The organism is Mesorhizobium sp. M0292, from assembly GCF_040321695.1.
In the GTDB taxonomy this organism is placed as follows: Bacteria; Pseudomonadota; Alphaproteobacteria; order Rhizobiales; family Rhizobiaceae; genus Mesorhizobium.
Genome location: NZ_JAMYSB010000001.1, coordinates 26,076 through 44,878 on the forward strand (window position 1 = coordinate 26,076; position 18,803 = coordinate 44,878).

Sequence of the window (18,803 nt, forward strand, 5' to 3'; positions counted from 1 at the left end):
ATCGGACGGCGGAGAGGGTCTATATTTGAATCGATCCAAGGGATTCATCAAGTACAACTTGGATCGATTCAAGAGGAGGGTGCCATGCATCCCGTGAATTATCTGTTCGAAGACATCTACGGCAATGATTGGGGCATAGTCTCCGACGCCGCCACCCGCAGGCGCCGCGACAAGGTCGGGCCGTGGAGGCGTGACCTGCAATACCTTGTGAAACGCAAGCGCAGCTGATCGGCCCCGGCATTTTCGTGCCAGCTGATTGGATCGATTCAAGTTCTTGAAGAGGAGAACGAACATGCATCCCGTGAAACATCTGTTCGAAGACATTTATCGCAATTACTGGGGTATCTCGCCTGCCACGGAGCAGCCGCAACGGCGGCGGCCGACCAAGCCTGCCAAGCGCAACCGCGACCTGCTGCCGGAAAACCGGCAGGATTAAGCCTCGTGTGATATCTGATGGGGCAGGGTTCTTGCCTCGTCAGGACCGTTGCCGCACGAGCGCCGAGGCCGCGATCACCAGCCAGCCCGCGATGAGCAAGGTGCCGCCGATCGGCGCCGACATCGGGAACAGCCGCGATCCCACGAAATCCCGTGCCAGCAGATCGCCGCAGAACAGAACAAGCCCGACGAGCAGCACCAGGCTGCCGATCCGCAAGATCCGGTTTGCGCCGGCGAGGCCGACGGCCAAAAACACCGGCGCATGCATGAGCAGGAAGGATGCGGCCGTGCCGACGAACGCGCCGCCGAGATGCGCTGAAGCCGCCGACAGCGCCACGCCCGCCGCGCCGGCAATGCCGCCGGCGAAAACGAGGATGCGCGCGCTGTTTGCTGGTGCTGACTCGGCGATGCTCATGTCTCGGGCTCCGTGATTGACGATAGGCGGCGCGACCTGTCTGTCAGGATTTTTCCGATATCGCCAGCATGTCGCGCGTGCGGCGCGCCTGGGCCAGCCAATTATACGCGGCACCGCCCGCCATCAGCAACGACGTGCCGAGAAACACCGCGCGCATGCCGAAATGGCCGCCGACGAAGCCGCCCAGCAGCGGCCCCGCAACCTGGCCGACATATTGCGCCGAGATTGCCAGGCCCAGCACATTGCCGCCGACCCCATCGGGAACATTGTGGCGGATGACGCTGGTGATGCAGGGCAACAGCCCGCCCAGCACCAGACCCATAAGGAACCGCAGCCCGACCAACTGCCAGCTCTCGGTGACGAAGGCCTGCGGTATCAACAGCAGAGCCGAGACGGCCAGCGATGCGACGATGACGTTCCAGTGGCCGATGCGGTCGGCGAGTTTGCCCAACCGTGACGCCGACAGGATGGCGCCGAGTGCGGCCGCCGACATGACGACACCTGAGACCAGGGTCACCCGGCTTGCGTCCGCGACCAGTTGCTGGACGTAGACGGTGATGATCGGCTCGATCGACATGTTGGCGAAGGTGAACAGCATGCCGGTCGCCAGCATGGCCACGACAGGGCGTTTGTCGGGGATCTGCGCCCAACTTCCCTTTGGTTTCTCCTCGCGTTTTGCCTGTACTGGCGGGCGAGGCATCTCCTTTATCAGGAACGTCGTCGCCAGCGCCGCCAGGAAAATGACGCCGCCCGCGATGAGGAAGGTGGCGCGAATACCGATCAATGGCGGCAGCGCGCCGCCAAGCAACGGGCCGACCAGGGAGCCTGCGGTGATGCCGGCCGACAGCACGCCAAGCGCCCAGCCGGAGCGCTCCTTCGGCGTCTGCATGGCGACAAGGATCGTCGAGCCTGAGGAATAACCGCCGGCAAAGCCGATCAGCAGGCGCAAAAGCACCAATTGCCAGACGGTCTGCACCATGCCGGTCAGCGACATGCAGATCGCCATGCCGAAACTGGCGCGCACCAGCATCACCTTGCGGCCATAACGGTCACCCAGCCGTCCCCACAGTGGCGCGACAAGGGCGGCGGCAAGGAAGGTGGCGCCGAAAGCGATGCCGGACCATTGCACGATCGCCGCATGGCCCACGGCGCCCAGCTGTTCGACATAGAGCGGCAGGAACGGCAGCAGCAACGTCATCGCCACAAGCGTGCTGAACGATCCGGCAAAGCACACGAACAGGTTGCGCCGCCAATGAATGTTGTAGGTGGAAGGCACTTCGGCGGCCCGCGCTGCACTGTCCTGCGGCATGTCCTGTCCTGTCCGCTTGCTGCGGATACCATTTTGGGATACCAACTTGGTACCCTCATGGACGCAAAGCCCGGCTGCTGTCAATCAGGCGCTCTCAATGTGATCGGCAAGACCAACGGGCAAGGCCGATCGCCAGCAATGGAAGCAACTATGTCGCAGATGCACATCGTCGAAAAAGCGCTTCGCGAGATGATCCTTGGCCTCGAGGTCGGTCCTGGCGAGCGGCTGACGGAGCGCTGGATCGAGAGCCGCTTCGGCGCCTCGCGCACGCCGGTCAGGGCAGCCCTGCTGCGGCTGGAGACGGAAGGGCTGATCTGCCGCGACGGGCGCGGTTGGACCGTGTCGCCGATCAACCTTGCCGAACTGGAACAGATCGCGGTGTACCGCGAAGCCGTCGAGGTCGCGGCGGTCAGGCTGACTTCGGCGCTGGCCGACAGGAGCGCAGCCGATGTCATCAAGGCGATGCTGGACTCCTGCGACACTGCCACGCCGCGCGAGGAATGGCACCGCGTCGGCATGGATTTCCATATCGAACTGGCGCGGCTCTCCGGCAACGAGTTCCTGTTTCGGGCCGTGCGCGATGCCATGACGCGGCTGTCGCGGGCGCGCTGGCTGGAGGTGCGCGACGAGGCGGCCCTTGGCCGCGCCTGGAGCGAGCATCACGCCATTCTGGCAGCGGTGCGGGCCGGCGATGCCGATGCGGCGGCGGCGCGACTTTCCGCCCATATAGCCGGCAGCCGCGCCCGCCTGGTGACGTCGTTGCACAATGACCGGCGCGGCCTGCGCGCCAGGGGTTTTGCTGTCGTCGCCGCTTGATACCGGTCACGAAAACGAAAGAACGCCGACGCCATCCGCTTTCGGCCTCGCTTCGCGGACGCCGATGGCGTAAGAGGCGGCCATGGAAAACAACCGATTTGAAACACCCGTGACCGTTAAGTCGGGCACGGAGGGAAGCACTCAGCTCTTGCGTACGGTGCGTGAGGCTTCCGATTACCTGCTCAACAGCTGGCCCGGCAAGCGCAGCCCCAAGCATCGCGAAGCGCTGCAGGCCTGCCATGACGCGCTGGCCGGCGACAAGCCGGCGATGATTGCAAGACGCGCCTTCATCGCCGCCGCGCGCGAGGTCAACGTCTTCGTCAGCGACAAGGCCCCGGCCTGATCACATCGGCCTGATCAGACCGGCATTTTGCCAGGATCCGGCCCGTTTCGCGGGCCGGTGATCCTGTCTTGCCTATTTTTCTGTCTCGGTGTCGGTTTTGGAACTTGCCTCGTTCTCAGGCTCGGCGCGCTCCTTGGCCGCGACCTTGGCGGCGAGCTTCTCCGCCTTCTTGGCGGCCTTCTGCCGGTCGCGCTCTTTGCGTTCCTGACCGTAATTCGGTGGTCGAGCCATATCGTTTCCTTTCGCTGTGCCTGATCCTGCCTAGAAGCATTGGCCGGCAAACACAACAGCGCCGCGAGGGCAGATGCCAGCGGTTCTGGACTTGCGTGATGGCGAACACAATGGTTTAGAAAAGGCTGCGGGACAGTTGCTGGAGCCGCCGCCGACCGATTTCGAATCAAAACGACCGATGGCCACGCTTCAAAGAAACGCACAGAAGCTGATCTACTATGCGCGCAACGCCATGCGCGACATCGCGCCGCCGGTTCTTTTCCGGCGCCGGCTCGGCCGGCTGCTCGATCAGGCCAGGCTTTCCGACGCATCGGTCCGCCAGCGGCTCAATTACTACAACACGCTGCGGGAGCCTTTTAGCCCCAGCCCCGAGGCCGTGCCGGTCAGCCGGCTGCCGTCGGACCGCAGCATGTACTATTACGATCTGAAGGAGTTCACCCGTTATTTCGACCCAGATCTGCGCATCGACCTGGAATTCGGCGACGTCATCGAAGTGCCGAAGATGCCGTCGATCGTCAAGGACCGGCCGATAGCGGGCGACAACGGCAACGGCGTCCTGTTCAAGCTGAACAAGTTCCGTCATTTCTACATGCCGGCCGACGATGTCGCCTTCGCCGACAAGCATCCGCTCGTCGTTTGGCGCGGCGAACTCAACAATCCGATTCGCACCTTGTTGCTGGATGCAGCCCGCAATCTGCCGTTCTGCGATGTCGGCACGCCGAGGGCGACAGCACCTGCGGAATACCGCAAGCCCTATCTCAGCATCGATCAGCAGCGCCGCTACCGCTACATCATCTCGCTCGAAGGCAATGATGTCGCGACCAATCTGAAATGGATCATGAGCTCGAACTCGCTCTGCCTGATGCCGCCGCCGACTTACGAGACCTGGTTCGCCGAGGGGCAGCTCGAGCCCGATGTCCATTATGTGCCGCTGGCGCCCGACTTCAGCGATCTGGCCGAGCGGGTGCATCATCTCGAGCAGCATCCGGCCGAGGCCCAGCGCATCGTTGCGGCGGCCAACGCCTATTGCCGCAAATTCGCCGACGAGCGGGCCGAGCAGGCGATCTGCCTGCTCGTGCTCTACAAATATTTCGTGCTCAGCGGCCAGATCGAGCCCGATCCGCAGGTCTGGCGGTTTATCGCGGGCTAGCGGCTTCCGGCGCCCTTAAGTCAGATGACGCTGCGGTCCATAACCAGATCGGCCGGGCCGAAGCGGTCCTTCGCCGTAAACTGCTGGTGCCAGTAGGGATAGAGCACCGGAGGCCGGCTGACGGCATCGAGACGCTGGCGTTCATCAAAGGACAGCGTCAGGCTCGCCGCGGCGAGATTGTCTTTCAACTGGGCTTCGTTGCGCGCCCCGATCACCAGCGAGCTGACGGCCGGCCGGCCAAGCAGCCAGGCCAGCGCCACCTGGGCCGCCGAAACGCCGCGTGCCGCACCGATATCGACCAGCACGTCGACAATCCGCCACAGCCGATCCTCGTCGCGGATCGGGGGTTCCGACCAGCCGCCGATCTGGCGCGCCGTCGGACTGTCGCGGCGGTATTTTCCCGACAGCAGGCCGCCGGCGAGCGGGCTCCACACCAAAACGCCAAGGCCCTGGTCGACCGAGATCGGCAAGAGCTCATACTCGGCCTCGCGTGCTTCCAGCGTGTAGTGGATCTGCTGGGTGACGAAGCGCGGCTGGTGCTGGCTGTCGCTGATGCCGAGCGCCTTCATGACCTGCCAGCCGGAATAGTTGGAGCAGCCGACATAGCGGATTTTGCCCTGGGCAACCAGCGTGTCGAGCGCGGAGATGGTTTCCTCGAGCGGCGTCGCGCCGTCCCATTCGTGCAGGAAATAGATGTCGATGACATCGGTCCTGAGGCGCTTCAGGCTCTTCTCGCATTCGCGGATCAGATGATGGCGCGACAGGCCTTCGTCATTGGGGCCCTTGCCGATCCGCATGCGCGCCTTGGAGGCGATCAGCACGTCGTTCTTGCGCTTGCCGCCGAGCGCCTCGCCGATGATCTCTTCCGACAGACCGTTGGAATAGACATTGGCGGTGTCGATGAGATTGATGCCGGCATCGATGCAAGTGTCGATGATGCGCGAGGCCTCCGCGAGATCGGAATTGCCGACGGCGGCGAACGGCCCGCTGCCGCCGAAGGTCATGGTTCCCAAGGTCAGCGCCGAAACTTTCAAGCCGGAACGGCCAAGCGTGCGGTATTCCATGTCAGATCCTCGTAGTTTTGGTGGGGAGGCGGTTTTAGCAGGAAAGGGCGGGGAAGCCCGAAGGGGTCCGCCAATTGTAGGACAATTTGAGCGGCTTGTCGCCATCCCAGGGCGATGGATCGGCAATGCTCGCTGGTTTGCAGTGATGACCGGCTGGCCGGCGGCTTGCAATAAAACCGTCATTGGCGGCCTATATCGAGTCGGCTCAGGGTTTCATGCCAGCCGGCAAGCGGAGCAGTGGAAATGACCGAGTTGAAGCAGAATTCTCCGGCCAGGGATTGGCTGGAAGCCGAACTCGCCGACATGCTCGACGAGGACTATGAGCTTGAAATGTCGGAGCCGGCGCTGTCGCTGGAGATCTCCAAGATCTACAAGAACGCGCATCCGCCGTCGATCGACCGCATGCAGTATTTCCGCGACCTGATCGGCTTGCAGTCGGAACTGATCAAGCTGCAGTCCTGGGTCGCCTACCACAAGAAGAAGCTGGTGGTGGTTTTCGAAGGACGCGATTCCGCCGGCAAGGGCGGCGTCATCAAGCGCATCACCCAGCGCCTCAACCCGCGCATCTGCCGCGTCGTGGCGCTGCCGGCGCCGACCGAGCGCGAAAAATCGCAGTGGTATTTCCAGCGCTACGTGCCGCATCTGCCGGCCGGCGGCGAGATCGTGCTGTTCGACCGCTCCTGGTACAACCGCTCCGGCGTCGAGCGGGTGATGGGCTTTGCCGAACCCGATCAGGTCGAAGAGTTCTTCCGCGACGTGCCGGAGTTCGAGCGCATGCTGGTCCGCTCCGGCGTCACGCTGGTCAAATACTGGTTCTCGATCACCGACGAGGAACAGCAGATGCGCTTCATGATGCGCATCCACGATCCGATGAAGCAGTGGAAGCTGTCGCCGATGGACCTGCAGTCGCGCGTGCGCTGGGAGCAGTACACCAAGGCCAAGGAAGAGACGTTTGCCCGCACCAACATCCCAGAGGCACCGTGGTACATCGTCGAAGGCAACGACAAGAAGCGGGCGCGGCTGAACTGCATCGACCATCTCCTCAAACAACTGCCCTATGAGGACGTGCCGCACGAAGAAATCACGCTGCCCGAGCGGGTGTTCAACCCGGAGTACGAGCGCCAGGTCCTGCCGCGCGAGCTTTACGTGCCGGAGAAGTATTGAGCACTTTTCCTTCTCCCCGTTTCACGGGGAGAAGGTGCCTGAAGGGCGGATGAGGGGCAGCGCCGGCATCGACGAATTCACAGCCGTCGGACGCTGCTAACCTCCAAAAGCAGCGCTGCCCCTCATTGCCTGCCGGGCATTTCTCCCCGCAAAACGGGGAGAAAGAAGCCTGCGCCTGTTACTTCGCCACTATACCCGCTTGATCGTCACATGCGTGGCGAGCGCCGTGGCCACCTGCTCGGTGCACTGGTAACCCAGCTTCAGCATATCCAGCCCGGCAAACAGGCTCTCGCCCCTCCCGAGCAACACCGGCGACACCGCCAGATGCAACTCGTCGATGAGCTTCTCTTGCAGATATTGCCGGATGGTGGAAACGCCGCCGCCGACGCGGATATCCTTGCCGCCGGCCGCGGCCTTTGCTTGTTCGAGCGCGGCGTGGATGCCGCCGGTAACGAAGTGGAAAATGGTGCCGCCTTCCATCACAATGGAGTCGCGCTTGTAGTGGGTCAGCACGAAGGTCGGCACATGATAGGGCGGGTTGTCGCCCCACCAGCCTTTCCAGCTCTCGTCTGGCCATTCGCCGCGGATTGGGCCGAACATGTTGCGGCCGAGGATCCAGGCGCCGACATTGTCGAAGCTGCGGATGGTGAACCGGTCGTCCACATCGGTGCTGCCGCCATCCTTGCCGACCATCTCGTGGAAGGTGCGGGTGCCGGTCATCCATTTGTGCAGGTATTCGCCACCAACGCCGAGCGGATTTTGCAGGTCCTGGTCAGGACCGGCGCCGAAACCGTCGAGCGACAAGGTGAAGGCATTGACGCGAAGTTTGGACATGGAGACTCCCTTTCGGTGACCAGTTGTGATTTGCAATCAGTATTCAAACTGATTGCATTTTGCAACTAGTATTTTTAGAGGCAAGCCGATCTGTGGAATGCGCAGGGACCTCAAGCCGCCACGCGCTTCGGCATCACCGCAAACGGGCTGAGCCCAAGCCAGATCTGCATCTTGCCGGCGACGTCGAGATCGCCGGTCAGGCTGATCTTGTCGCGTTCCTTGTGAACTGTCGTCAGCCCCATCCAGATCGAGGTCATGGTGCACAGATCGGTCGAGACGTAGAGATCGACGTCGAAGCCCGGATCGTACCAGCAAAGATCGACCTCGCCCTGCTTTTCGACGATCAGCCACCACGATCGTTTTGACGCCGGCAGGTCATGGTACAGGAATTGTATCACGGTGCGCCCGTCCGGCAGCGGACTGGGGTTCAGATTGCGCCGCATGTCCCACATCAGCAGCGACGGATCGAGGTTTTTGAGCGACAGCCTGGCCTCGACCCATTTCTGGCCCCAAAACCCCATCGCCTCGACAACCGGGCGCAAATCCCGGCCCGCCTCGGTCAGCCGGTATTCGAACACGCCCTTCTCGGTCGCGATCTCGGTCCGCTCGACGATGCCGCCGGCCTCGAGGTCCTTGAGCCGTTGCGACAGAAGGGTTGGCGACATTTTCGGCACGCCACGGCGCAAATCGTTGAAGCGGGTCGATCCCGCCACCAGTTCGCGCAGCAGCACCATGGTCCAGCGTGTGCAGAGCAGCTCGGCGGCCATGGAGAGCGGGCAGAATTGCTTGTAACCGGCTTGTGTCATGTGGTGAGCTCCAAAAGATGTTGCCGGACCTTATTCAGAAAACCTGAGTTCAGCCAGTACAGAAGCTGTACTGGCACCCCCGGTACAGTTCTGTGACTGGAGCGGTCCGGCGCTGCCATGCGAGGCAGCGGTCACGTCACCGGGCAGTCCGGTGCCGATCCATGAGGAGTTGGACAATGACCGCTTACGTGATCGCAGACATCAAGGTGAAGGACGACAAATGGGTGCCGGCCTATGCCGCTTCGGTGCATGACCTCGTCCACAAGCATGGCGGCAAGTATCTCGCCCGCAGCGGCAATGTGAAGACGCTGGAGGGCAAGCCGCTCGACACCAGCCTGATCGCCATCATGGCGTTTCCGTCGGCAAAGGCAGCCGAGGCCTTCACCAACGATCCGCAATACGCTCCGTTTGTGGCGGAGCGTCAGAAGGGCAGCGACAGCCGCTTCCAACTGATCGACGATACCGATCTCGCCGGAACGATTCCTTATTTGCCAAAGGCGTGAGGAAAAGCCGGAACCCGGAGCATCCAGGTTCCGGCTAACCCTTCAGCAGCTGCGCCACTTCCGGCGCGAAGTAAGTCAGGATGCCGTCGCAGCCGGCGCGCTTGAAGGCGAGCAGCGATTCCAGCATCGCCTTTTCGCCGTCGATCCAGCCATTGGCGGCCGCCGCCTTGATCATCGAATATTCGCCCGAAACCTGGTAGGCGAAGGTCGGCATTTGGAACTCATCCTTCAGCCGCCGGATAATGTCGAGATAGGGCAGGCCAGGCTTGACCATCAGCATGTCGGCGCCCTCGGCGAGGTCCTGCTCGGCCTCGCGCACCGCTTCGTCGGAATTGGCGTGGTCGAGATAATAGGTCTTTTTGTCGCCCTTGAGCAGGCCGGCGGTGCCGACCGCCTCGCGGTAGGGGCCATAGAAGGCGGAGGCGAATTTCGTCGCATAGGACATGATCGCCACATCCGAAAAACCGTTGGCGTCGAGTGCGTCGCGAATGGCGCCGATGCGGCCGTCCATCATGTCGGACGGCGCGATGATGTCGGCGCCGGCCGCGGCCTGGATGACGGCCGCGGCGGTCACCTGTTCCACCGTCTCGTCATTGACGATGATGCCGTCGCGCAAGATGCCGTCATGGCCGTGCGAGGTGAACGGATCGAGCGCGGCATCGGTGATGATGCCGATCTCCGGCACCGCGTCCTTGATGGCGCGGGTGGCGCGGTTGATGATGTTTTCCGGGTCGAGGATGTGCGATCCCGTCTGGTCGCGCAGGCTGAGTTCAACATTGGGGAAAGTGGCGATCGCCGGAATGCCGAGCTTAGCGGCCCGCTCGGCCTCCTTGACGGCGAGGTCCAGCGACAGGCGGAAGACGCCGGGCATGGCGGCGATCGGCTCGCGCGTGTTCTTGCCGTCGATCACGAAGATCGGCCAGATCAGATCGTTCACCGTAAGCCGGTTTTCCTGCACCAGGCGGCGCGACCAGTCGGCCTTGCGCATGCGCCGCAAGCGGCGGCTGCCGGTGATCTCGTCGACGCTGCGCGCACCGGCGGGCTTTGCCGGTGCGAATTTGTTGCTCGTCGCGGGGGTGAATTTGTTCATCGCAAAAACTCCGGGTCGGGGCGGCTTTTACCACGAGGCCTTGCCGCTGACCAATGCGACACGATTGTGCCAGTCGATAACGCGCTGCTTACGGCTTCGGCGGCCACGCCAGCTCGGGGCCGGTTTTGAAGAACGACACATTGTTGGTGAAGATGCTCTCCGGGGCGAGCCGGATCAGGCGCCCGTCCGGATGGTCGATGTCGGCCACATTGTCGATGAACCAGCGGTTCCAGGTCGCCTCCGGGCCGAGATATTTGTGCAGCAGCCGTTTGAAGCGGTTCGGCGCCATCGCTTCTATGGTGGCGACGCCGCGCAGGCCGAGATGCAGCAGGATGCCGGCCTCATTGTCGAAATGGACGATCTCCACGGCGCAGCGCGGGTCACGTTCGAGGTGTTTGACAGCACTTGCGCCGGTCGAGCCGAGCAGCCAGATCGCAGCGTCCTCCCAGATGAACCACATCGGCGCGTTGCGCGGCGCGCCGTCAGCGGTCACGGTCGCCAGATTGGCCATCAGCGGGCGGCTGAGAACATCATCCGGGTCGAACTTTTTCGGCATCTCCCAGCCATGGCTCGGCGCTGCGGTTTGAAGCGTCATGCGTTTGTCCCTGCATCAGAAGAAAGGCTGTTTTGCCCGGCAATTTTGCGCGCATTTCTGTCGGGGGCAAAGCACGGTCGCGTTGCCTTGCGAAAATCCAAACCGCGCCCGCCGGTTGACGCACCCATGCGCCACCTTTAGCACTTCAGTCCCGCAGGCGCGGGGAGGGATTCTCTGACGATGGACTTTGGCGGCGGCGACGAGATCCGCTTCGAACGGTTGGGCAAGGCAGGCGTCGTCACGCTGACGCGGCCGCAGGCGCTCAATGCGCTGACACATCGCATGATCAAGGCGCTGGACAAGGCGCTCGACGCTTTTGAACGCGATACCGGCGTCGATGTCGTCGTCGTCAAGGCCGAGGGCAGAGCGTTTTGCGCCGGCGGCGACATCATGCACGTCTACGAGGCCCGCGCCGGGAAGCCGCCGGTCGAGTTCTTCGCCGACGAATACCGGCTCAACGCCCGCATCAACAGTTACAAAAAGCCCTATGTCGCGCTGATCGACGGGATCGTTATGGGCGGCGGCGTCGGCATCTCTTTCCACGGTTCGCAGCGTGTGCTGACCGAGAACGCCCAGTTCGCCATGCCCGAAGTCGGCATCGGTTTCTTCCCCGATGTCGGCGGCAGCCATCTTCTGCCCGACCTTGGCGGCAGCTTCGGCATGTATCTGGCGCTGACCGGCAACCGCATCCGCTATGGCGATGCGCTGTGGTCTGGCCTGGCCACCCACACCATCAAGGCCGCCGACCAGGCTGCCTTTCTCGACCGGCTCTGCGCCAATGGCGATCCGGAATCGGTGCTGCGCGGTTTTTTCGTGCCGGCCAGGCGGGAGACCGGCCAGCCGGTGCTGGAAGCCATTGCCCGGCATTTTTCCCAACCCTCGCTCGCCGAAATCCTCAAGAGCCTGGAGCGGGCGGCAGGCGCCGACGAGTTTGCCGCCAAGACGCTGGCCACCATCCGCACCCGCTCGCCGACCAGCCTCAATGTCGCGTGGCGCCAGATCAGCGCCGGGCTGACGCTGTCGATGGAAGCCTGCATGAAGATGGAGTTCCGCATCCTCAACCGCATGCTGGCCGGGCACGACTTCTATGAAGGCATCCGCGCCGTCCTCGTCGACAAGGGTTCGACGCCGCAGTGGCGGCCGGCAAGCCTGGCCGAGGTCGACGCTGCTTCGGTGGACGCCTATTTCGCGCCGCTCGAACGGGAGCTCGAACTGTGAGCGAGGTCACGTCGCGGCGCATCGTGCTGCAGCCCTCGGGCGTCGAGATCATCTTCGCCTGGTTCCAGCGCGTCATAGCGGGCTATTGCCTGCTGTTCGGCATCCTGTACTGGATCCGGCTGATCGGTTTTTATCCCGGCCCGCTGTGGCGCTTCGACCTGATGCCGGTGCACTGGCAGGTCGTGGCGGTGATGCTGGCCGTGTTCTTCCCCTTCGCCGCCGCCGGCCTGTGGATGCTGGCGTCGTGGGGCCCGGTGATCTGGTTCATCTGTGCTGTCACCGAGACCATCATGTATGCCGGCTTCCCCGATCTCTACGGCCACCGGCCGCTGATCGTCTTCTCGCATGCCGCGGTCGCGCTGCTCTACATCGCCTTCCGCGTCGTCATCTGGATGCGCAAGCGCCCTGCGCGCGCCTGAAACGCCGCCCCGCAGCCATTGGCTAAATCTTTAGGTTAATTATCCTTGCTCGGGTGACCGTTCGTTAAGCGTCTTGCGAAACCTATTACCGGTAAGCTCTTGTTAGCCCTAGCGTTTAAGTCGAATTTTATGAGTATTCGATAGTGTCGCAATCAAGGTGAAAAACAAAAAATCACCAGGGCGACAAACGAGAGGCAAAGACAATGATCAATTCGCGTCCGGCGGCGAAGACCGCCAACGTATCCGACGATCGCCGCGAGGCTATCCGTTCGCTTTACATGGAATCGCTGCAGCTGGTCGAGCGTCTGCATCGCCGTCTGCTTGACGTGATCAAGGACGAGTTCGACCGCAATGGCCGTTCCGACATCAATGCCATCCAGGCGCTGCTTCTGTTCAACATCGGCAACTCCGAGCTGACCGCCGGCGAGCTGCGCTCGCGTGGCTACTATCTCGGCTCGAATGTCTCCTACAATCTGAAGAAGCTGGTCGATCTCGGCTTCATCAACCACCAGCGCTCGCGCATCGACCGCCGTTCGGTCCGCGTTTCGCTGACGCCGAAGGGCAATGAAGTGGCGGAAGTCGTCGCCGGTCTCTATGAGCGCCATGTCGGCTCGATCGAACAGGTCGGCGGCATCAACAGCGAAGAGTTCAAGCAGATGAACCGCGCGCTGCAGCGCCTCGACCGCTTCTGGAACGACACCATCGCCTACCGGATGTAATCAGCGGGCCATTGAATAGCAGCTGCGCCGGAAGAAGCGCGGCCGGAGGCAAGTCTCAGTCAACAGGCCGGTGCCGAAAAGCACCGGCCTTTTCTTTTTCGAGCCGCCTGCGCTTCCAATTCGGCGCAAAGCCACGTTGCCGCCATATTCGCGGTGGAAGCGAGGGCTGTGGGTATGCGGCGGCGAAAGCTGTTCGCGCGCCTGTAAGGTCGCATCGCCGTCCGCTTTTGACGGCCAGGTGACGCAGGTCATGGTTGGCTAATTGTTAACAATGCCAACTTTAGAGTGCGGGCGATATCGCCCAACATCGAGCACGTAGCCGAACGCTGCAACAGCCAAACGCTACAAGCCAAACACGACAAGAATGTCTGGAACGTCCATGAGAACCAGCCGCCGCTTTTTCCTTTCCGGAGCTTCCGCGCTCGCCGTTGCCATGGTTGCCAATGCCGCCAGCGCGCAGGATGTGATCGACGATATCCTGAAGTCTTCGAACCGTGGCAATTGGGACGACCAGTTCGACGCCCGCGCCTCCGAAGGCGGCAAGGTCGCCTCGACGCTGCCGATCTTCAGCCTGCAGACGGTTGCCTTCACCGAACAGGCTGTGGCGCAGTATCAGAACATCGTCGCCCAGGGCGGCTGGGGCGAGGTGCCGGCGACAAAGAAGCTGCAGCTTGGCGTCGACGATCCGGACGTGGTGCCGCTGCGCAAGCGGCTGATGGTTTCGGGCGACCTGGCGCAGAGCGCCGGCATTTCGACGTCGTTCGATTCCTACGTCGACGCCGCGGTCAAGCGCTTCCAGGCGCGCCATGGCCTGCCGGCCGACGGTGCCATGGGCAAGTACACTTATGCGGCGATGAACGTTTCGGCGCAGATCCGCCTCGGTCAGCTGCAGACCAATCTGGAGCGCCTGCGCGAAAAGGCCGGCACGCTGGGCAGCCGTTACGTGCTGGTCGATATCCCGGCGGCACAGATCGAGGCGGTCGAGAACGATCGCGTCGTGCTGCGCCACACCGCAATCGTCGGCAAGATCGACCGCCAGACCCCGGTGGTCAATTCCAAGATCAACGAGATCATCGTCAATCCTTACTGGAACGCGCCGGTCTCGATCGTGCGCAAGGACATCATTCCGCTGATGCGGAAGAACCCCGACTATCTCAAGGACAGCCACATCCGGCTGTTTGCGCCTGATGGCAGCGAAGTCGATCCGATGACTGTCGACTGGTCGACGGATGATGCCGCAAAATACCGCTTCCGCCAGGATCCGGGTTCCGGCAACGCCATGGCCTCGGTGAAGATCAACTTCCCCAGCCCCGACGGCGTCTACATGCACGATACGCCGCAGCAAAGCCTGTTCGGCAAGATGATGCGCTTCGATTCCTCGGGCTGCGTGCGTGTCCAGAACGTGCGCGACCTCGTCACATGGGTCCTGCGCGACACACCCGGCTGGGACCGCCAGCATTTCGAGGCGACCATCAAGACCGGCGAGAACACGCCGGTGCAGGTCGTCAACCCGGTTCCGGTCCACTTCCTCTATGTGTCGGCCTGGTCGACGGGTCCGGGCGTCGTGCAGTTCCGCGACGACGTCTACGCGCTCGATGGCGCCAGCGAACTGCAGATCACCTCTTCGCTCTAAGCGGCTGATCTCCTTCAGGAAAGGCCACCGCAAGGTGGCCTTTTCCGTTCGACATCCCAACAGAAGAAGACTGGTGGCCGCCAGCCATGCAGGCCATGAACACTGCCGGACGTTGCGCCGCAGGCCCATCTGGACGGACTAACGGCAATTGCGCATGGTCCTCAAAACAGCCGGAATCGCGCCATGCAGGTCGCAATCTTCATCCTCGCCGTGCTGGTCTTCGTCGCTCTTTCCGGCGCACTGGTGCGGTTGGTTCGGGTGCCGCTGCCGGTGCTGCAGATTGCCATCGGCGCCGCGCTCGCCTGGCCGGTGAAAGGCATCCATGTCGAGATCGACCCCGAACTCTTCCTGCTGGTGTTCATCCCGCCGCTTTTGTTCGGCGATGCCTATGGAGCGCCCAAACGCGAGCTGATCGCGCTGCGCGGACCGATCCTCGATCTGGCCATCGGGCTGGTCTTCTTTACCATTGTCGGCTTCGGTTATGCCTTGCACTGGTTGGTGCCGAGCATCCCGCTGGTCGTCGCCTTCGCGCTCGCTGCCGTGCTGTCCCCGACCGACGCCGTGGCGGTGTCCTCGATCGTCGACAGAAGCCTGGTGCCGGCGCGGCTGATGCATATTCTGGAAGGCGAGGCGCTGCTCAACGACGCCTCGGGCCTGGTCATGTTCCGCTTCGCCGTCGCCGCCGCCGTGACCGGCAGCTTTTCCTTCGCCGATGCATCGCTGAGCTTCTTTTATGCCGTCGCCATCGGCATCCTGGCCGGCATCGCCGCGTTGTTCATCGCCGCCAGGCTCCTGCAGCTTCTGAATCGCATCGGCGGCGTTCCGGCCGAGGCGCAGGTTCTGGTCATGGTCCTGCTGCCCTTCATTGCCTATCTCGTCGCCGAACATCTGCATGCCTCAGGCATTCTGGCGGCGGTCACCGCCGGGCTTTTGACCGGCGGCTCCGGCGTCTTCCGCTTCCTCGGCGTCTCGGCGCGCATGCAGACGATCTCGCTGTGGACAACCTTGTCCTTCGTCTACAATGGCGCGCTGTTCATCGTGCTCGGCATGCAGCTTCCCGAAATCATTCGCCGCGTGCCGCCCGAACTGACTGGCCATTACCCGATCATCCAGCCGGTCGCGACGGTGATTGCGCTGACGCTGTGCCTGATCGCGCTGCGCTTCCTCTGGATCTGGGTCGGCGACATCGCGGCAGGCCTCAAGGCAAAATGGGGAAAGCGCAAGGCCGAGCCGTTCGGGATGCGTGTGCGGCTTGCCGGCTCGGTGGCGGGCGTGCGCGGCGCGATCACGCTGGCCGGCATCCTGTCGCTCCCGCTCGCCATGCCGGACGGCTCGCCTTTTCCCGCGCGCGACCTGGTGATCTTCCTCGCCGCCGGCGTCATCATCTGTTCGCTCGCCATCGCCAGCGTGGCGCTGCCGAAGATAGCGCGCGGGCTGGTCGAGCCGGGCGAGGATGGCAGCGCCATCGAGGAGCGTCTCGCCCGCATCGGCGCCGCCAAGGCGGCCATCGCCCGCGTCGAAAGCATGGCGGGCGCCAGCGACGACGACCAGGGCGAGGTGCCCGGCGCCAGGCTTGCCGCCGCCGAAAACATCGTCGCCGGCTACCGGCGCCGGATCGCCACTTCGGACGAGGCCGACGACGCCCGGGCAGAGGCCCGCGAAGCCGGGCGGCTGGAGCTCGAAATGCGGCTTGCCGGCATCGAGGCCGAGCGCATCGCCGTGCGCGACATGTTAAGCAGCGGCGCGATCAACGACCATACGGCGCGGGCGCTGTTTACCGAGATCACGCTCACCGAAGCCTTGCTGCAGGGGCGGCAGGAGCGAAAATAGCGGTTCAGGGCCGCTCTGGCGCAATCCGGCCAGCAAATTTCGCGCTGCAAACGTGGCGAGGCGAAAACAACTGTGTTAATGGCGCGGCAATGCATGTCGCCCGGAACCGTGCAGCGGTTTCGGGGCAGCGATATGCATAGATAGATGCCCCGAACCGAAGGATTTCAGGCCATGGCAACTGCAGCGGCAGCGTCGAACAAGTTCGAATCCTTCTTCGAAACCACGCTGGAAGATGCCGATCCGGAGATCTTCGGCTCGATCCGCAACGAGCTTGGCCGCCAGCGTCACGAGATCGAGCTGATCGCCTCGGAAAACATCGTTTCGCGCGCCGTGCTCGAGGCGCAGGGCTCGATCATGACCAACAAATACGCCGAGGGTTATCCGGGCAAGCGCTATTATGGCGGCTGCCAGTTCGTCGACGTCGCCGAGGAACTCGCTATCGAGCGCGCCAAAAAGCTGTTCGGCTGCAACTTCGCCAATGTCCAGCCGAATTCCGGCAGCCAGATGAACCAGGCGGTCTTCCTGGCGCTGCTGCAGCCCGGCGACACCTTCATGGGCCTCGACCTGAATTCCGGCGGCCACCTGACGCACGGTTCGCCCGTCAATATGAGCGGCAAATGGTTCAAAGTCGTTTCCTACGGCGTGCGCAAGGACGACCATCTGCTCGACATGGACGCGATCGAAAAGACCGCACATGAGACCAAGCCAAAGCTGATCCTGGCCGGCGGCACCGCCTATTCGCGCATCTGGGACTGGAAGCGCTTTCGCGAGATCGCCGATGCGGTCGGCGCCTATCTGATGGTCGACATGGCCCATATCGCCGGCCTGGTTGCCGGCGGCGTGCATCCGTCACCGCTGCCGCACGCCCATGTCGTGACCACGACCACGCACAAATCGCTGCGCGGCCCGCGCGGCGGCATGATCCTGTGCAATGACGAGGACATCGCCAAGAAGATGAACTCGGCGGTTTTCCCCGGCCTGCAGGGCGGCCCGCTGATGCATGTCATCGCCGCCAAGGCGGTCGCCTTCGGCGAGGCGCTGAAGCCGAGCTTCAAGCTCTATGCCGAGAGTGTCGCCGCCAACGCGAAGGCGCTGGCGTCGAGCCTCAAGGAAACCGGCCTCGACATCGTCTCCGGCGGCACCGACAACCATCTGATGCTGGTCGATCTCAGGCCCAAGAACGCCACCGGCAAGCGCGCCGAGGCAGCGCTCGGCCGCGCCAACATCACCTGCAACAAGAACGGCATCCCGTTCGATCCGGAAAAGCCTTTCGTCACCTCGGGCGTGCGTCTGGGCACGCCGGCCGGCACCACGCGCGGCTTCGGCCAGGCCGAGTTCCGCGAGATCGGCAAGTTGATCGCCGAGGTGCTGGACGGGCTGAAGGTCGCCAATTCCGACGAAGGCAATGCGGCTGTGGAAGCAGCCGTGAAGGCCAAGGTCGTGGCGCTGACCGATCGTTTCCCGCTCTATCCCTATCTCGGTTGACCGCCAGCGGCGCATCGTCTTTTATCCCGCGCTCTGCGCCGCTTGCTGTTCGGGCGGCGCGGCCTGTTGGAGATCTGACGATGCGCGTGTTCCGTCCTGCCGTTCTGGCCTTCATCGGCTCGCTTGCCGCTGTCGCCGTGTCGGGCGCGATCGCCCAGGAGCAGCCGCAGCCGGGCACGGATATCCCCGCCACAAACACCTTTGGCAGGTGGACCACCATCATCGATGCGCTCGACACCGGCCAGGATTCCCACAAGACCTGCGCTGCCTCCACGGCCTTTGTCGATGGCGGCGGCAATGCCGGCACGCTGACGCTTTCGATCTCGACTGGCGACGCCCTGCCGCCCGATGCCTATCCGGCGATCATGTTCACCGTCGCCAACAAGGAGCTGCCGACCGGCAAGAAGATCGCCGCGACCTTCGGTGACCCCGGCGTCAAGGTTTCCGCGACCGTCTATTCCAATGATGCCGGCCGCCCGAGCTGGACCGTCGACAACCAGGCCAAGACCAGTCTCGCTTTGTTGCGGGCCATGCGCCAGGTCATCTCGCTCGACGTGACGTTCGGCAAGCAAGCCGTCGCCAGCATCCCTATGGACGGCTTCACCAAGGCCTACCGCAACCTCGGAACGTCCTGCGGCTTCCCGACCAAGGACGTCGCCCCCTGACATATCTGGCGCGGCTGGCAATTTTCCTCCCGCCTCGCTATCTCTGAGGGCGCCAGCGGCCGTTGCCGAACCTTTGCCG

The 18,803-nt window shown here is 63.2% G+C and carries 22 protein-coding genes; 14 read left to right on the forward strand and 8 right to left on the reverse strand.

The window, feature by feature from the left end; all coding sequences use genetic code 11:
- The first annotated feature begins 84 nt into the window (after positions 1–84).
- Positions 85–228 (forward strand): hypothetical protein, encoded by a 144-nt coding sequence (locus NKI96_RS00120; RefSeq protein ID WP_023673015.1) that lies wholly within the window; start codon positions 85–87, stop codon positions 226–228.
- Between the two features lie 64 nt (positions 229–292).
- A complete protein-coding gene (locus tag NKI96_RS00125) occupies positions 293–436 on the forward strand; it encodes a hypothetical protein (protein ID WP_023689522.1) in 144 nt (47 codons plus the stop codon).
- A 39-nt stretch (positions 437–475) separates the two neighbouring features.
- On the opposite strand, the gene NKI96_RS00130 is transcribed toward NKI96_RS00125, so the two are convergent.
- Together NKI96_RS00130 and NKI96_RS00135 are read right to left on the reverse strand one after the other, a co-directional pair.
- A complete protein-coding gene (locus NKI96_RS00130) occupies positions 476–850 on the reverse strand; it encodes a DUF423 domain-containing protein (RefSeq protein ID WP_023673013.1) in 375 nt (124 codons plus the stop codon).
- 43 nt (positions 851–893) lie between these two features.
- Positions 894–2,159 carry a multidrug efflux MFS transporter gene (locus NKI96_RS00135; RefSeq protein WP_027049607.1) on the reverse strand — a complete coding sequence of 422 codons (1,266 nt, stop codon included), beginning with the start codon at positions 2,157–2,159 and terminating at the stop codon, positions 894–896.
- Between the two features lie 150 nt (positions 2,160–2,309).
- Between NKI96_RS00135 and NKI96_RS00140 the strand changes: the two genes are divergently transcribed.
- Complete coding sequence (locus NKI96_RS00140; protein ID WP_023730845.1) at positions 2,310–2,975, forward strand: GntR family transcriptional regulator; 666 nt, start codon at positions 2,310–2,312, stop codon at positions 2,973–2,975.
- A gap of 109 nt (positions 2,976–3,084) precedes the next feature.
- Positions 3,085–3,318, forward strand: coding sequence for a DUF982 domain-containing protein (locus tag NKI96_RS00145; RefSeq protein WP_245259900.1), 234 nt, complete (start codon positions 3,085–3,087; stop codon positions 3,316–3,318).
- Between the two features lie 72 nt (positions 3,319–3,390).
- On the opposite strand, the gene NKI96_RS00150 is transcribed toward NKI96_RS00145, so the two are convergent.
- Positions 3,391–3,549, reverse strand: a complete 159-nt coding sequence (locus NKI96_RS00150) for a hypothetical protein (RefSeq protein ID WP_023673009.1) — start codon at positions 3,547–3,549, stop codon at positions 3,391–3,393.
- Between the two features lie 178 nt (positions 3,550–3,727).
- Here NKI96_RS00150 and NKI96_RS00155 point away from each other — a divergent pair, with 178 nt between their 5' ends.
- Positions 3,728–4,699 carry a glycosyl transferase family 90 gene (locus tag NKI96_RS00155; RefSeq protein ID WP_023700560.1) on the forward strand — a complete coding sequence of 324 codons (972 nt, stop codon included), beginning with the start codon at positions 3,728–3,730 and terminating at the stop codon, positions 4,697–4,699.
- A gap of 20 nt (positions 4,700–4,719) precedes the next feature.
- On the opposite strand, the gene NKI96_RS00160 is transcribed toward NKI96_RS00155, so the two are convergent.
- On the reverse strand, positions 4,720–5,763 hold the full coding sequence (locus tag NKI96_RS00160) for an aldo/keto reductase (RefSeq protein ID WP_352802457.1): 1,044 nt from the start codon (positions 5,761–5,763) through the stop codon (positions 4,720–4,722).
- 243 nt (positions 5,764–6,006) lie between these two features.
- Here NKI96_RS00160 and ppk2 point away from each other — a divergent pair, with 243 nt between their 5' ends.
- Positions 6,007–6,927, forward strand: coding sequence for a polyphosphate kinase 2 (gene ppk2, locus NKI96_RS00165; protein ID WP_023682405.1), 921 nt, complete (start codon positions 6,007–6,009; stop codon positions 6,925–6,927).
- A gap of 189 nt (positions 6,928–7,116) precedes the next feature.
- On the opposite strand, the gene NKI96_RS00170 is transcribed toward ppk2, so the two are convergent.
- Positions 7,117–7,761, reverse strand: a complete 645-nt coding sequence (locus NKI96_RS00170; protein ID WP_023736467.1) for a dihydrofolate reductase family protein — start codon at positions 7,759–7,761, stop codon at positions 7,117–7,119.
- A 110-nt stretch (positions 7,762–7,871) separates the two neighbouring features.
- On the reverse strand, positions 7,872–8,567 hold the full coding sequence (locus NKI96_RS00175; RefSeq protein ID WP_023682403.1) for a winged helix-turn-helix transcriptional regulator: 696 nt from the start codon (positions 8,565–8,567) through the stop codon (positions 7,872–7,874).
- A 176-nt stretch (positions 8,568–8,743) separates the two neighbouring features.
- Here NKI96_RS00175 and NKI96_RS00180 point away from each other — a divergent pair, with 176 nt between their 5' ends.
- Positions 8,744–9,070, forward strand: coding sequence for a DUF1330 domain-containing protein (locus NKI96_RS00180; protein ID WP_023693250.1), 327 nt, complete (start codon positions 8,744–8,746; stop codon positions 9,068–9,070).
- 34 nt (positions 9,071–9,104) lie between these two features.
- Here the strand turns inward: NKI96_RS00180 and hemB are convergent, their stop codons facing one another.
- Both hemB and NKI96_RS00190 read right to left on the reverse strand, forming a co-directional pair.
- On the reverse strand, positions 9,105–10,160 hold the full coding sequence (gene hemB, locus NKI96_RS00185) for a porphobilinogen synthase (RefSeq protein ID WP_023815667.1): 1,056 nt from the start codon (positions 10,158–10,160) through the stop codon (positions 9,105–9,107).
- Between the two features lie 88 nt (positions 10,161–10,248).
- The gene (locus tag NKI96_RS00190) at positions 10,249–10,755 is read right to left on the reverse strand and encodes a pyridoxamine 5'-phosphate oxidase family protein (RefSeq protein WP_352802462.1); all 507 of its coding nucleotides are present in this window, start codon (positions 10,753–10,755) and stop codon (positions 10,249–10,251) included.
- 180 nt (positions 10,756–10,935) lie between these two features.
- Here NKI96_RS00190 and NKI96_RS00195 point away from each other — a divergent pair, with 180 nt between their 5' ends.
- From NKI96_RS00195 to NKI96_RS00225, 7 genes are all read left to right on the forward strand, one after another.
- A complete protein-coding gene (locus NKI96_RS00195; RefSeq protein WP_023693253.1) occupies positions 10,936–11,973 on the forward strand; it encodes an enoyl-CoA hydratase/isomerase family protein in 1,038 nt (345 codons plus the stop codon).
- A complete protein-coding gene (locus NKI96_RS00200; protein WP_023682398.1) occupies positions 11,970–12,392 on the forward strand; it encodes a DUF6163 family protein in 423 nt (140 codons plus the stop codon). The genes NKI96_RS00195 and NKI96_RS00200 overlap by 4 nt, the downstream gene beginning before the upstream one ends.
- Before the next feature lie 203 nt (positions 12,393–12,595).
- Positions 12,596–13,111, forward strand: coding sequence for a transcriptional regulator LdtR (gene ldtR, locus NKI96_RS00205; protein WP_023672997.1), 516 nt, complete (start codon positions 12,596–12,598; stop codon positions 13,109–13,111).
- A 379-nt stretch (positions 13,112–13,490) separates the two neighbouring features.
- On the forward strand, positions 13,491–14,744 hold the full coding sequence (locus tag NKI96_RS00210) for a L,D-transpeptidase family protein (protein ID WP_023736470.1): 1,254 nt from the start codon (positions 13,491–13,493) through the stop codon (positions 14,742–14,744).
- A 183-nt stretch (positions 14,745–14,927) separates the two neighbouring features.
- A complete protein-coding gene (locus NKI96_RS00215) occupies positions 14,928–16,574 on the forward strand; it encodes a Na+/H+ antiporter (protein WP_023700554.1) in 1,647 nt (548 codons plus the stop codon).
- Between the two features lie 171 nt (positions 16,575–16,745).
- Positions 16,746–18,059, forward strand: coding sequence for a serine hydroxymethyltransferase (glyA, locus tag NKI96_RS00220; protein WP_023669349.1), 1,314 nt, complete (start codon positions 16,746–16,748; stop codon positions 18,057–18,059).
- An 80-nt stretch (positions 18,060–18,139) separates the two neighbouring features.
- Entirely contained in the window at positions 18,140–18,724 is a 585-nt protein-coding gene (locus NKI96_RS00225; protein ID WP_023669350.1) for an invasion associated locus B family protein, read from the forward strand.
- Positions 18,725–18,803 lie beyond the last annotated feature (79 nt).